Annotated in this window: 16 protein-coding genes; 15 read left to right on the top strand and 1 reads right to left on the bottom strand. The window is 66.8% G+C overall.

All coding sequences use genetic code 11. The features are described 5' to 3' along the window. The first annotated feature begins 23 nt into the window (after positions 1-23). From ribD to hisF, 8 genes are all read left to right on the top strand, one after another. Positions 24-1,268, top strand: a complete 1,245-nt coding sequence (ribD, locus tag KY499_RS04310) for a bifunctional diaminohydroxyphosphoribosylaminopyrimidine deaminase/5-amino-6-(5-phosphoribosylamino)uracil reductase RibD (protein ID WP_219886306.1) — start codon at positions 24-26, stop codon at positions 1,266-1,268. After that, positions 1,268-1,921, top strand: coding sequence for a riboflavin synthase (locus KY499_RS04305; protein ID WP_219886305.1), 654 nt, complete (start codon positions 1,268-1,270; stop codon positions 1,919-1,921). The genes ribD and KY499_RS04305 overlap by 1 nt, the downstream gene beginning before the upstream one ends. Beyond that, positions 1,918-2,598: a 3,4-dihydroxy-2-butanone-4-phosphate synthase gene (gene ribB / locus KY499_RS04300; protein ID WP_219886304.1), complete on the top strand. Its 681-nt coding sequence runs from the start codon at positions 1,918-1,920 to the stop codon at positions 2,596-2,598. The genes KY499_RS04305 and ribB overlap by 4 nt, the downstream gene beginning before the upstream one ends. A gap of 14 nt (positions 2,599-2,612) precedes the next feature. Next, positions 2,613-3,296: a GTP cyclohydrolase II gene (gene ribA, locus KY499_RS04295; protein WP_219886303.1), complete on the top strand. Its 684-nt coding sequence runs from the start codon at positions 2,613-2,615 to the stop codon at positions 3,294-3,296. A 108-nt stretch (positions 3,297-3,404) separates the two neighbouring features. Next, a complete protein-coding gene (gene ribH / locus KY499_RS04290) occupies positions 3,405-3,890 on the top strand; it encodes a 6,7-dimethyl-8-ribityllumazine synthase (RefSeq protein WP_123254425.1) in 486 nt (161 codons plus the stop codon). A gap of 85 nt (positions 3,891-3,975) precedes the next feature. Further along, the gene (locus KY499_RS04285; protein WP_123254457.1) at positions 3,976-4,239 is read left to right on the top strand and encodes a phosphoribosyl-ATP diphosphatase; all 264 of its coding nucleotides are present in this window, start codon (positions 3,976-3,978) and stop codon (positions 4,237-4,239) included. 104 nt (positions 4,240-4,343) lie between these two features. Beyond that, complete coding sequence (gene hisG / locus KY499_RS04280; RefSeq protein ID WP_123254424.1) at positions 4,344-5,186, top strand: ATP phosphoribosyltransferase; 843 nt, start codon at positions 4,344-4,346, stop codon at positions 5,184-5,186. A 46-nt stretch (positions 5,187-5,232) separates the two neighbouring features. Beyond that, positions 5,233-6,009, top strand: coding sequence for an imidazole glycerol phosphate synthase subunit HisF (hisF, locus tag KY499_RS04275; RefSeq protein ID WP_123254423.1), 777 nt, complete (start codon positions 5,233-5,235; stop codon positions 6,007-6,009). A 92-nt stretch (positions 6,010-6,101) separates the two neighbouring features. Here hisF and KY499_RS04270 read toward each other — a convergent pair whose 3' ends face one another. After that, complete coding sequence (locus KY499_RS04270) at positions 6,102-6,746, bottom strand: TIGR03085 family metal-binding protein (protein WP_123254456.1); 645 nt, start codon at positions 6,744-6,746, stop codon at positions 6,102-6,104. A gap of 155 nt (positions 6,747-6,901) precedes the next feature. On the opposite strand from KY499_RS04270, the gene hisI reads away from it, so the two are divergent. From hisI to trpA, 7 genes are all read left to right on the top strand, one after another. Further along, positions 6,902-7,330, top strand: a complete 429-nt coding sequence (hisI, locus tag KY499_RS04265; protein ID WP_123254422.1) for a phosphoribosyl-AMP cyclohydrolase — start codon at positions 6,902-6,904, stop codon at positions 7,328-7,330. 67 nt (positions 7,331-7,397) lie between these two features. Beyond that, positions 7,398-9,002 carry an anthranilate synthase component I gene (locus KY499_RS04260; protein ID WP_123254421.1) on the top strand — a complete coding sequence of 535 codons (1,605 nt, stop codon included), beginning with the start codon at positions 7,398-7,400 and terminating at the stop codon, positions 9,000-9,002. Further along, positions 9,002-9,619: a Trp biosynthesis-associated membrane protein gene (locus KY499_RS04255; protein ID WP_123254420.1), complete on the top strand. Its 618-nt coding sequence runs from the start codon at positions 9,002-9,004 to the stop codon at positions 9,617-9,619. The genes KY499_RS04260 and KY499_RS04255 overlap by 1 nt, the downstream gene beginning before the upstream one ends. A gap of 76 nt (positions 9,620-9,695) precedes the next feature. Then, the gene (locus KY499_RS04250; protein WP_219886302.1) at positions 9,696-9,983 is read left to right on the top strand and encodes an HGxxPAAW family protein; all 288 of its coding nucleotides are present in this window, start codon (positions 9,696-9,698) and stop codon (positions 9,981-9,983) included. 2 nt (positions 9,984-9,985) lie between these two features. Then, positions 9,986-10,804, top strand: coding sequence for an indole-3-glycerol phosphate synthase TrpC (gene trpC, locus KY499_RS04245; RefSeq protein ID WP_123254418.1), 819 nt, complete (start codon positions 9,986-9,988; stop codon positions 10,802-10,804). 110 nt (positions 10,805-10,914) lie between these two features. Continuing rightward, positions 10,915-12,261 carry a tryptophan synthase subunit beta gene (gene trpB, locus KY499_RS04240; RefSeq protein WP_219886301.1) on the top strand — a complete coding sequence of 449 codons (1,347 nt, stop codon included), beginning with the start codon at positions 10,915-10,917 and terminating at the stop codon, positions 12,259-12,261. Continuing rightward, positions 12,258-13,097 carry a tryptophan synthase subunit alpha gene (gene trpA, locus KY499_RS04235; protein WP_258190959.1) on the top strand — a complete coding sequence of 280 codons (840 nt, stop codon included), beginning with the start codon at positions 12,258-12,260 and terminating at the stop codon, positions 13,095-13,097. Before trpB ends, trpA begins: the two co-directional genes overlap by 4 nt. Positions 13,098-13,100: the final 3 nt, after the last annotated feature.

The following is a 13,100-nucleotide window of genomic DNA, read 5'->3' as shown; positions in this document are numbered from 1 at the left end:
TTGAGGGAAGGAACGACACACGCATGGACGTGCTTCACGGCGACTCCACCGGTTTCAGCGCCGCCGAAGTTACGGCGATGGGCGCGGCACTGGCTGCCGCCGCACTGGGGCCGCGGGGGGCCAATCCGCTGGTGGGCGCTGTCATCCTCGCCGCAGACGGGACACCACTCGTCACCGGGTACCACCGCGGGGCCGGCACGGCCCACGCGGAGGCTGATGCGGTGAACCAGGCCGTCGCCGCAGGCATGAACCTCAGCGGCGCCACCATCGTGGTAACCCTTGAGCCCTGCAACCACACCGGCCTCACCGGCCCCTGTGCCCAGGCGATCATCGATGCCGGGATCACTGACGTCATCTACGCCGTCGACGATCCCCATGATCCGGCTGCCGGCGGCGCGGGGACGCTGCGCTCCGCCGGCGTCAGGGTCCGATCCGGTCTGGCGGCAGACGCCGCCCTTGCGCTGAACCGGCGATGGTTTGACGCCGTCGCGGCGGGGCGGCCTTTCGTCACGCTGCATATCGCGCAGACCCTCGACAGTCGGATCGCCGCGAGCGACGGCACCAGCCAGTGGATCTCCAGCCCGGAATCCCTGGCCGACAACCACGCACTGCGCGGCCGGATCGATGCCATCCTGGTCGGCACGCAGACCGTCCTCGTGGACGACCCCCGGCTCACGGCCCGGAACGCCGCTGGCGAAACGGCGGGCAAGCAACCGCTGCGCGCCGTGATGGGGCACCGGGCAATCCCCGCCGATGCGGCCATCCACGGCGACGACGGCAACGTCCTGCACCTTGCCACCCACGATCCGAGCGAGGCCCTGGATCAACTGTTCGACGCCGGCGTGCGGCACCTCATGGTGGAGGGCGGCTCACGGATTCTGAGCGCCTTCCTTGGCGCCGGGCTCGTCGACGAACTGATCGTCTACCTGGCGCCCACGCTTCTTGGCTCCGGCACACCGGCACTGGACGATCTCGGCATCGGCACGCTGGCGAACGCCCAGCGCTGGGCCTGGGATCAAGCCTCCGGCGGCGCCGTCCAGGTGCTTGGCCGGGACCTCCGGCTGCACTTGAGCCCTGAATTCACGCCCACAGCCGGCGTCGGCCGGGCCGAAACCGCCAGCCGCGCCGCCGCAGTAACCGCCAGCCGCGCCGCCGCAGTAACCGGAACCACCGCCGCAGACGCAACGGGCACCGACGCTGTCACCGCCACGATTTTCGATTCCATCCCGCACCGTCCCGGTGCGGCTACCGCCCCAGGAGGCTACTGATGTTCACCGGAATTATTGCCGAACAGGGAAAGGTGCTGTCCGTTGAGCGCAACGGCGACATCAGTGCCACGCTCCGGCTCCACGCCCCCGGATCCACCGACGGGCTTGCCCTGGGCGGCTCCATCGCCGTCAACGGCGTGTGCCTCACAGCCACCACAATTGACGGCCGGGACTTCAGCGTGGACGTGATGGGTGAAACCCTGACCCGCAGCACCATCGGCGAGCTGGCAGTCGGCGATCCGGTCAACCTGGAGCGCTGCGTTCCGGCGGGCGGCCGGCTCGACGGGCACGTGGTGCAGGGCCACGTCGACGGCGTCGGGGAACTGCTGGAGCGTGAAGCGCTCGGCAACTGGGACCGGCTCCGGTTCGGTGTGCCGGCCGGCCTCGCCCGCTACATCGCCGAGAAGGGCTCAATAGCCGTCGACGGCGTCTCCCTGACAGTCACCGCAGTCAGCCCGGCCGCCGAGCCTGCGCCGTGGTTCGAGGTAGGACTGATTCCCACCACGCTGGCCGAAACCGGTCTCGGCGCGAAGGACGCAGGGTCCCGCGTTAACCTCGAAGTCGACGTGCTTGCGAAGTACACCGAGCGGCTGCTCGCGTTCTCCACGGCCGCCGCCGGGGGAGCGGCACACCGCGGGGAGGACGCAGCATGAGCCTCGTCAAAGAACCCCGGCCCGAGGCCATGGCCACGTCCGTCCTGGACCCAATCGAAGCGGCCGTCAGCGCCATAGCTGCAGGCCGGCCGGTCCTCGTCGTCGACGATGAAGATCGCGAAAACGAAGGCGATATCATCTTTGCCGCCCAGCACGCGACGCCGGAGCTGATGGGCTGGACCGTGCGGCACAGCTCGGGAGTCATTTGCGTCCCGCTCGAGGCCGGGCGGGCCGATGCCCTGGCGCTGCCGCCGATGGTCGCCGTCAACGAAGACGCCAAGGGCACCGCCTATACAGTCTCCTGCGACGCGGCCGTCGGAGTCAGCACCGGAATTTCCGCCACGGACCGTGCTTTGACGGCCCGGATTCTTGCCGATCCCGGGAGCCAGCCGACATCCCTGACCCGACCCGGGCATGTTTTCCCGTTGCGCGCCGTTAACGGTGGTGTGCGGCAACGTCCCGGCCACACCGAGGCGGCAGTGGATCTGTGCCGGCTCGCCGGCCTGGAGCCTGTGGGAGTAATTGCAGAACTGGTGTACGACAACGGAGAGATGATGCGGCTGGACGGTCTTCGCAGCTTCGCTATTGAGCATGGCTGCCCACTGATCTCGATCAAGGATCTGGTGGCCTACCTCGATGACGCACAGCGCGGCGGTCCTGCCCTGGATCAGGTTTGATGGAGGAGCGAAAAATGACGACTACCGGGATCCAGGAAGACATTGACGCGGACCAGCGCCCGCACCCGGTCAGCGGCGGACCCTTGGTCCAGCTGCCGACCGCTTACGGCGACTTCGTGGCCCAGGCCTGGACCGATCTGGTCACCGGTGCTGAGCACCTTGCCGTCAGTTCACCGGTGCCGCCGGCCGATGGCAGGGCACCGCTCGTGCGTCTGCATTCGGAGTGCCTGACCGGAGACGTGTTCGGTTCCTACCGCTGCGACTGCGGTGAACAGCTGGCCTATGCGCTTGAGATGATCAACGAGTTCGGCGGCACACTGCTGTACCTGCGCGGCCAGGAAGGCCGCGGCATCGGCCTCGCGAACAAGATTAAGGCCTACGCACTGCAGGAAGCCGGCTTTGACACCGTGGAAGCCAATGAGCAGCTGGGATTGCCCATCGATGCCCGCACCTACCATGCCGCCGGGCAGATTTTGGTGGAGATGGGTCTCCACGAGGTGCGCCTCCTGAGCAACAACCCGGTCAAACAGGACAGACTCGCGGAGGCCGGCGTCCTGGTGGTGGAGATGGTTCCCACCGAAGTACCCTCCCGTGATCAGAACATCCGCTACCTGCAGACCAAGAAGGACCGGATGGACCACCGGCTGGTCCTCGACGTCCAGACTGCCGCTAACGGCGTTGCGCACGAACAAGACTGACTGCCTGAAACCCGACGACGTCGGCAATTTCGCACCGCTCCTCCGGAGCATTCTCCCGAGCACCAACACCCAGACCAAGAAATACAGACCTAGAGCAAGGAAATCCGCATGAGTGGACACGGCGCACCCCAGATCGACCTGAGCACCTTCAAATCCGAAGAGACGTCGGCGCTGAAGCTGGCCATCGTGGCCGCGAGCTGGCACACCACGATTATGGACGGCCTGCTGGCCGGGGCCATGCGCGCTGCGAAGGAGGCCGGCATCAGCGAACCGACCGTCCTGCGCGTGCCCGGTACCTTTGAGCTCCCCGTGGCCGCGGCGCGGCTGGCACCGCACTTCGACGCGGTCGTGGCACTCGGCGTCGTTATCCGCGGCGGCACCCCGCACTTCGAGTACGTCTGCGAGGCGGCCACCCTGGGTCTCACTGAGGTCAGCGTGCGCACCGGCGTCCCGGTGGGCTTCGGCGTCCTCACCTGCGACACCGAACAGCAGGGCATTGACCGGGCCGGGCTGCCCGGTTCCACCGAGGACAAGGGACACGAGGCGGTCACGGCAGCCCTGGCCACCGCCGTGACGCTGCGCCAGTACAGCTGACCCGGGTGTGTAATCCGTCACATCGCGGGCGTCATGCTGGGGCCCGGCAGGCGCGGTCCGGCCGTAAGCAAGTAGGCTGGTGGGCGTGAAGAATTTCGAGTCGCTGTTCGCAGAACTGAGTGAAAAGGCAGCCGCACGCCCCGAAGGCTCCCGCACCGTCGCCGAACTGGATTCCGGAGTCCACGGCATCGGCAAGAAAGTCGTGGAAGAAGCAGCCGAAGTGTGGATGGCTGCCGAGTATGAATCCGACGAAGCCGCGGCGGAGGAGATCTCCCAACTGCTCTATCACCTGCAGGTTCTGATGCTCGCCAAGGGACTCAGCCTGGAAGACGTTTACAAGCATCTCTAGCCGCGCCGCACCGGCTGGTGCACGGAGTTACCCGTGGACCAACCTGTGCCTTGCGTGGCCACAGTGCCTGCACTTCACTTCCTAACCCAAGAGAGATCTTCCCCATGCTTAGAGTTGCCGTCCCGAACAAGGGATCCCTGTCCGAAGCCGCCTCCGCCATGCTCGCCGAAGCCGGTTACCGGCAGCGCCGCGACACCCGCGAACTGGTCATGCTGGACCCTGATAACGACATCGAGTTCTTTTTCCTCCGCCCGCGCGACATTGCCGTGTACGTCGGCCAGGGCACGCTCGACGTTGGCATCACCGGCCGCGACCTGCTCCTCGACGCCGAAGTGGAAGCCGAGGAACTGCTGCCCCTGGGCTTCGCGGCGTCCACATTCCGCTTCGCCGGCCCGGTCGGGGATTTCGCCTCCGTCGAGCAGCTTGAAGGCAGACGGCTCGCGACCAGCTACGACGGACTGCTGCGGGGCTACCTGGCCGAGCGCGGCATCAATGCGACGGTAATCCGCCTCGACGGCGCCGTGGAGTCGTCCGTGCGGCTCGGTGTCGCCGATGCGATTGCCGACGTCGTCGAAACCGGAAACACCCTCAGGGCCGCCGGGATGGAGATCTTCGGTGAGCCGATCCTGCGCTCCGAGTCGGTATTGATTGGCCGCAAGGGTGAGCGGAACGCCGCTGCCGAGGTGCTGGTCCGCCGGCTTCAAGGCGTCCTGGTAGCCCGCCAGTACGTGATGATGGACTACGACATCCGCAAGGAGCTCGTCGAACAGGCCGCCCAACTCACCCCGGGCCTCGAATCGCCCACGGTTTCGCCGCTGCGCGACTCCGATTGGGTGGCCGTCCGCTCCATGGTCCCCAAACGGCAAACCAACCGGATCATGGACGAACTCTACGACCTCGGCGCGCGCGCCATCCTGGTCAGCAGCATTCACGCCTGCCGGATCTGAGTCCCGCACTCCACCGGAACCCCTCCAGCAAACTTCAGGAGACATCATGACAGTTGCCGTGCGCGTCATTCCGTGCCTGGACGTCGACGCCGGCCGCGTCGTCAAGGGCATCAATTTCGAAGGACTGCGCGACGCCGGAGACCCGGTGGAACTGGCGCACCGCTATGACAACGGCGGCGCCGACGAGCTCACGTTCCTTGACGTCACGGCTTCCTCGGGTAACCGGGAAACCACGTTCGACGTCGTCCGCCGCACCGCCGAGGAAGTGTTCATCCCGCTGACAGTAGGCGGAGGCGTGCGCGGCGTGGCCGAAGTGGACAAACTGCTGCGCTTTGGCGCGGACAAGGCAGCCATCAACACCGCTGCTGTGGCCCGGCCCGACGTGATCGATGAGATCACCCGGCACTTCGGCGCCCAGGTCCTGGTGCTGTCCCTGGACGCGCGGCGCACCCGGCCCGGGTCCGCGCCCACTCCGTCGGGCTTCGAGGTCACCACGCACGGTGGCCGCAAGGGCACCGGGATCGATGCGATCGCGTGGGCCAGGGAAGCTGCCGACAGGGGAGTGGGCGAAATCCTGCTCAACTCGATCGACGCCGACGGCACCAAGGACGGCTTCGACCTGGAACTGATCCGGCTGGCCCGGGCGGCCGTAAAGGTCCCGCTCATCGCCTCCGGAGGCGCCGGTAAGCCCGAGCACTTCCCGCCTGCCGTCGCTGCCGGCGCGGATGCCGTCCTGGCGGCGTCGGTGTTCCACTTCGGCCCGATCGACGCAATCGGACAGGTCAAAGCCGCGATCCGCGCGGCCGGCTTCGAAGTCCGCTGACCGCCCACCTTAAAGCGACGCGGGGTCACTCCTCGCCCGTCCCGGAAGGGATTATGGGCAGGAAGTGACCCCGCGTTGTTTGGTGCAGGCGGTTAGAGGCCGACTTCGGCTGACTGGAGGAGCGCGACGGCGTCCGGCTGCCCTTCAAATGTCACGAGGGCGTGGCCGGTGCGGCCGTGGGCGTGCATCAGGAGTTCGCCCGGTTCCCCGACAATGGCCACAGAGACGGGGGCCCGCTTGGCGACGTGCCGGGGGCCGGACGGGTTGACCAGCACAATCCCAAGATCGACGCCGCGGTACAGGATGGCCGCGCGCTTGACGAGTTCGTCCCACAACGCGTCCGAATACTCTTCATCCAACGCGCGGGGAGCCCACCGGTCCACGGCGCGCCTGACATCTTCGGTGTGGACAAAGTATTCGATCAGGTTGGAGCTTTCATCCAGCGCCTTGATCTTCAGCGGGGAGAGCCGGGGCGGGCCGGACCGGAAGTCGGCAACCAGTTTGGCGTATGCGTCCGGGGCCTTCAGCTTGGCGGCGAGCTTCTCCGTGGCTTGGTCCGAGGCTTTCGAAAACCCCTTGATCAGCAGCCCCAGACCGACCGCAGCCTTGCGTTCCCGCAAGTACAGGTGCGCGGCAAGATGCCGCGTCTGCCAGCCCTTACAGAGCGTGGCAGAGTCGGGGCCGGCCGCCAGCAGGGTTTCGGCCAGGACTTCTCGGGACGGATCGACGAAATGCATCACTTGTGAAACTAGCACGAGACGCCCGGACTTGCGCACCGGAACCGCCGTAATTGCGGCGGAGACTTCCGGGGGGCGCCGGGAATCCCGGCAGAATAACGATCGCCGCGGTGCGGCTCCTTCGAGCGCCATCGGCAGGCACTAGACTTGATCTGATGTCTGAGCAGCCTGCCCCCGCCCCCAGCCCAACCTCCAGCCCTGCGACCGCCGGTGCGGCGGAGCACGACAGCCGGCTTCCTGCCCGGCTCGCGGAGACCCTGAAAAGGGACAGCGCCGGCCTCGTGGCCGCCGTCGTGCAGCAATACGATACGCACGAGGTGCTGATGCTGGGCTGGATGGATGATGAGGCCCTGCACCGAACCCTGACCAGCGGGCGCGTCACCTTTTATTCACGCTCCCGGCAGGAATACTGGCGCAAGGGCGATACCTCCGGGCATGTCCAATGGGTGAAATCAGTTGCGATCGATTGCGACGGAGACGCCCTCCTGGTCCGGGTCGACCAGATCGGCGCGGCGTGTCACACCGGGACACGGACCTGCTTCGAAGGCCGGGACCTCGACGCCGTCGTCGGCCCGGGCGCCTGAGCGCACCGGCCCCGCCTCACCACCCCCACCTCATAGACCACAGACAGAACAGGCGGAAACCACAGCCATGCAGGACCTTGGAATCATCAGCCCGGGCCTGGAAGAGTTCCGTGAACTCGCAGGTCACAGCCGTGTTATCCCCGTCCGGCTCAAGGTTCTGGCTGACTCGGAGACGCCAATCGCGTTGTACCGCAAGCTGGCCCAGGGCCAGCCGGGGACGTTCCTGATGGAATCCGCGGCTGTCGGCGGCTCCTGGTCCCGGTACTCCTTCATTGGTGCGCGCTCCCGGGCCACCCTCACGACCAAAGACGGCCAGGCTCACTGGCTTGGTGAGCCTCCCGTCGGTGTGCCACGGGACGGCAGCCCTGTGGACGCCGTCCGGGATACTGTCGCAGCCCTCCGCACGGACCGCTTCGACGGCCTCCCGCCCTTCACCTCCGGGCTGGTCGGATTTCTTGGCTGGGAAACTGTCCGGCACTGGGAGAAGCTGACCAGCCCACCCGAAGACGACCTCCAGTTGCCGGAGATGGCGCTCAACCTCGTCACGGACATGGCGGTGCACGACAACATGGACGGCACTGTGCTCCTGATCGCCAACGCGATCAACTACGACAACAGCTCCGACAGGGTCGACGACGCGTGGCACGACGCCGTCGCCCGACTGAAAGAACTGCTGGCGAAGATCAGCGCCCCGGTGCAGCAGCCTGTCTCGGTGCTCGACGACGAAGCACTCGATTTCGCGTCCAGCGTCCAGGAACGCTGGGACGAGTCGAAGTACCTGGCCGCCCTGGACCGGAGCAAGGAGGCAATCGTCGACGGCGAGGTCTTCCAGGTGGTGGTTTCGCGGCGGTTCGAAATGGAATGCGGGGCCGATCCGCTGGATGTCTACCGCGTGCTGCGGAACACCAACCCGAGCCCGTACATGTATATCTTCAGCCTCGAAGACGCTGACGGCCGGCAATATTCGATCGTCGGTTCCTCACCCGAAGCCCTCGTGACTGTCACAGGTGAGGAAGTCATCACCCACCCCATCGCCGGATCCCGGCCCCGCGGCAAGACCGTCGAAGCGGACAAGGCGCTGGCCGAGGAACTGCTGGCCGACGAAAAGGAACGGGCGGAGCACCTGATGCTGGTGGATCTGTCCCGCAACGATCTGTCCAAGGTCTGCGTCGCCGGATCCGTGGATGTCACCCAGTTCATGGAGGTGGAGAAGTTCAGCCACATCATGCACCTCGTCTCCACTGTCGTGGGCGAATTGGCGCCAAAGGCGACCGCCTACGACGTCCTCAAGGCGACGTTTCCGGCCGGAACGCTGTCCGGCGCGCCGAAGCCCCGGGCCCTGCGCTTGCTGGACGAACTTGAACCCCACCGCCGCGGAATCTACGGCGGGGTGGTGGGATACCTGGACTTCGCCGGGGACCTGGATATGGCGATCGCGATCCGTTCAGCCCTTCTTCGGGAGGGCCGGGCGTATGTGCAGGCCGGCGGCGGGATCGTGGCCGATTCCGTGAATCCCACCGAAGCCGAAGAAACGGTCAACAAAGCGGCCGCACCTCTCCGGGCCGTCCATACTGCCGGCTCGCTGCGAAATATCAATGCCGACTCGGTGCGGGTCGCCGGCGACGCCAATGCCGACGACGCCAACGCCGGTCCCGCCGGCGCGATCAGTTGATGAGCTCACCGGTCCGACCGGCCACACCCAGCTGGGCGCGCAAGTCCACTGTGGTCCTGACCATTGCCGCGTTCGCCCTGGCCGTGTTCGGCGCCACAACCCAGACGTGGCTCACAGTCCACCTCGATCCCGCTCAACTCGGAACGGCCGCCGCCAGCCAGGCGGGCCTGCAGGTGCAGGGCAGCCAGGCCGCCACCGCGGTGACCGCCCTGGCCCTGGTCGCCCTCGCCGGCGGCCTGGCCGCCTCAATCGCAGGCCGGATCGCGCGCTGGATCGTCGCAGCCATCATCGTCCTCGCCGCCGCGGGTATCGTCAGCGCCGCAGCGATCGTGCTCGCGAATCCGCTGGCCGCGGCGCAGGGGTCAATCGCCGCCGCGACCGGAATCAGCGGCGGCACCGCCACAGTGGACGTCTCGGCGTTTCCGGTAATTGCCGTCATCGCCGGGGTCCTGCTGGGGGCGGGTGCGCTGGCGCTGATACCCGCAGGCCGGTACTGGAAAACCCGCACCAAATACGACACCGCCATCGCCACCGCAGCGGGCAAGGCACACCCGGCCGCGCAGCCGGACGAGATAGACAGCTGGGACCGGCTCTCACGCGGCGACGATCCCACCTGAGTCGACGCGGGCGCGGCCAAAGTCGCCGCCAATAAATGGCAGAATATAATGCAGTATTCATCCTGAGGAGATTCCAATGAGCAAAGTCACTGTTTCCGCACCGAAGCCCGCCGCCGGAACCGGCGTCTACGACCACATCAACCACGCCGAGCCGAGCGGACACGGCAACAGCCCAGCCGCGTGGACCTGCGTCATCGTGATGCTGGTCGGCGCCCTCATTGCCTCCATCGCCTTCGTCATCGCCAACACCCCCATTTTCATTGTGGGTTCAGCCATCATGGTGATCGGTCTCATCGTCGGCTGGATCATGCGCAAAGCCGGCTACGGCGTCGGCGGCAGCAAGCTGACGAACTCCGGCCACTAGGCGTGAGCGTTCTCGACGACATCAATGCCGGTGTCAAGGAGGATATGGAGGCCCGTCGGCGGCTCGTCACGCTCGCAGAGCTGAAGGAGCGCGCCGCGGCAGCCGAGCCGGCACTTGACGCCTGGATGGCGCTCGGCGGTCCCCTCGAGCAGCGGGACGAGCTGAAAGTCATTGCCGAAATCAAACGGCGCAGCCCGTCCAAAGGCGACCTGGCCGGAATCGCCGATCCGGCGTCGCTGGCCGTGGAGTACGCCGACGGCGGTGCCTCAGTCATCAGCGTCCTGACCGAACAGCGCCGCTTCAACGGTTCGCTCGACGACCTCGACGCCGTCCGGGCGGCCGTCAACATCCCGCTGCTACGCAAAGACTTCATGCTCGACGAGTACCAGATCTGGGAGGCCCGGGCCCACGGCGCGGACCTGATCCTGCTGATCGTGGCCTCGCTGTCCGACGCGCAACTGCAGGAGTTCAGCGCCCTCAGCCGCGAACTCGGCATGAACGTGCTCGTGGAGACGCACACGGCGGAGGAAGTTGAACGGGCGGTCGCTGCGGAGGCGCGCATCATCGGGGTGAACATGCGGAACCTTAAGACGCTCGACGTCGACCGCTCGGTGTTCGCCGGACTCGCCGGCAGCATCCCGGCCGGCGCCCTCATCGTCGCCGAGTCCGGTGTGCGCAGCGCCGCGGACGTCCGGGATTACGCCGCGCAGGGGGCCAACGCGATCCTGGTCGGTGAAGCCCTTGTCAGCGACGCGACGCCGCGCGAACGCATCGCTGAATTTATGGCCGTCGGAACGCGCGAAATCGCCGCACGCGCCTGACGCAGGCGTGCGGAGCAGGCAGGCTATTGCCGCCGGCTCCGCGGACCGGCGTGTCCCCTCGGGGATCCAAGAATTTACAGCAACAGCAGTGGAACAGGATGGTGGGACTCATGGTCGATGCGCCAGCAGCCAGCTCAGAGGGGAACGCTGTGAACGCGTTCCTGCAGGGGGAACGGCCGGAGAACGGCTCGGCACAGGACGCGGCGTCGTTGCGGCACGCCCCGGGACCCTATTTCGGTCCCTACGGCGGGCGGTGGATGCCCGAGTCGCTGATCGCTGCCCTGGACGAGCTCGAGGACACGTTCGAGAAGGCCAAAGCCGATCCCGCCTTCGTCGCGCAGATCGCCGACCTGAACAAGAACTACGCCGGCCGGCCCTCACTGCTGACCGAGGCCAAGCGCTTCGCGGAACACTGCGGCGGCGCCCGGGTCTTCCTCAAGCGTGAGGACCTGAACCACACCGGCTCACACAAGATCAACAACGTCCTCGGCCAGGCCCTGCTTGCCAAACGGATGGGCAAAACGCGCGTGATCGCCGAAACCGGCGCCGGCCAGCACGGCGTGGCCAGTGCCACCGCCGCCGCGCTGCTGGGCCTGGAGTGCGTGGTCTACATGGGCGCCGAGGATACCCGCCGGCAGTCCCTTAACGTGGCCCGGATGGAACTCCTGGGCGCGACAGTCATCCCTGTCAGCAGCGGATCCCAAACGCTCAAGGACGCCATCAACGACGCCCTCCGTGATTGGGTCGCCAATGTGGACAACACCCACTACCTGCTCGGTACCGCCGCCGGGGCGCACCCCTTCCCGGCCATGGTCCGGTTCTTCCACGAGGTTATCGGCGAAGAAGCCCGCGCCCAGATCCTCGAGCAGGCGGGCCGGCTGCCTGACGCCGTGTGCGCGTGCATTGGCGGCGGCTCCAACGCCATCGGCATTTTCCACGGCTTCCTGGACGATCCCGCCGTGAAAATCTACGGCTTTGAGGCCGGCGGCGACGGCATCGAAACCGGACGTCACGCCGCCACCATCAGCCTCGGCAAGCCCGGGGTGCTGCATGGCGCACGCTCCTACCTGATGCAGGACGACGACGGCCAAACCATCGAGTCGCACTCGATCTCGGCCGGGCTGGATTACCCGGGCGTCGGACCCGAGCATGCCTACCTGGCCGATATCGGGCGCGTCAGCTACGAAGCCATCACCGACGCAGAAGCCATGGACGCCTTCCGCATCCTGTGCCGGACAGAGGGCATCATCCCCGCGATCGAATCCGCCCACGCCCTGGCAGGCGCCATGAAGGTCGGCCAGCGCATGGCTGCCGAGGGCGATGCCTCGGAGAAGATCATCATGATTAACCTTTCCGGGCGCGGCGACAAGGATGTGGCCACGGCCGCGGAATGGTTTGACCTGCTGGATCAGGATTCACCCGAAGCCCAAATCGCCAAGGAAGGCGAAAAACTGTGAGCACCACGGATTCCGTCGACAACAAGCACGCCTCGGCACCTGCCGTGAGCAAGTCCGCAGCGGCCATCGACCGCGCCAAGGCCCAGGGCCGGGCGGCCCTCATCGGCTACTTGCCCGCCGGCTACCCGAGCGTCGAGGACACCATCGCCGCCGGCATCGCTCTGGCCGAGAACGGCGCCGACCTGATCGAGATCGGCATCCCGTATTCCGACCCGGTAATGGACGGTGCGGTCATCCAGAAGGCGACCACCGAGGCCCTCGCCAACGGTTTCCACGTCGCCCAGGTCTTCGACGTTGTCCGCGGCATCACGAGCCGGACCGACGCCGCCGTACTGGTCATGACGTACTGGAACCCCGTGGTCCGCATGGGTGTCGATGAGTTCTCCCGCCGTCTTGCCGACGCCGGGGGAGCCGGTCTGATCACCCCGGACCTCATCCCCGACGAAGCTTCCGAATGGATGGCCGCCTCGGACAAATACGCGCTGGACCGGGTGTTCCTCGTGGCTCCGTCCTCCACGCCGGAGCGGATGCGGCGCACCGTCGAGGCGAGCCGCGGCTTTGTTTACGCGGTCTCCATCATGGGCGTCACCGGCGCCCGCACCTCGGTCAGCTCCGCGGCCAAGGACGTCGTCGCGGCGGCGCATGCCGCCGGCGCCGAGCGGGTCTGCGTGGGCCTCGGCGTCTCCAACGCCAGCCAGGTCCGCGAGATTGCGGCCTACGCCGACGGCGTGATCGTGGGCACAGCCCTCGTCGTGGCGATCGGCGACGGCGGAGTTGAAGCGGTTGCGTCCTTGACGAAAGACCTCAGCACCGGCCTCACCAGGGAAGAAGCGTAACCA

This window comes from Arthrobacter sp. PAMC25284, assembly GCF_019443425.1.
In the GTDB taxonomy this organism is placed as follows: Bacteria; Actinomycetota; Actinomycetes; order Actinomycetales; family Micrococcaceae; genus Arthrobacter; species Arthrobacter oryzae_A.
The sequence above is the reverse complement of the archived record's forward strand: the minus strand, read 5'-3'. Positions and strand labels throughout refer to the sequence as shown.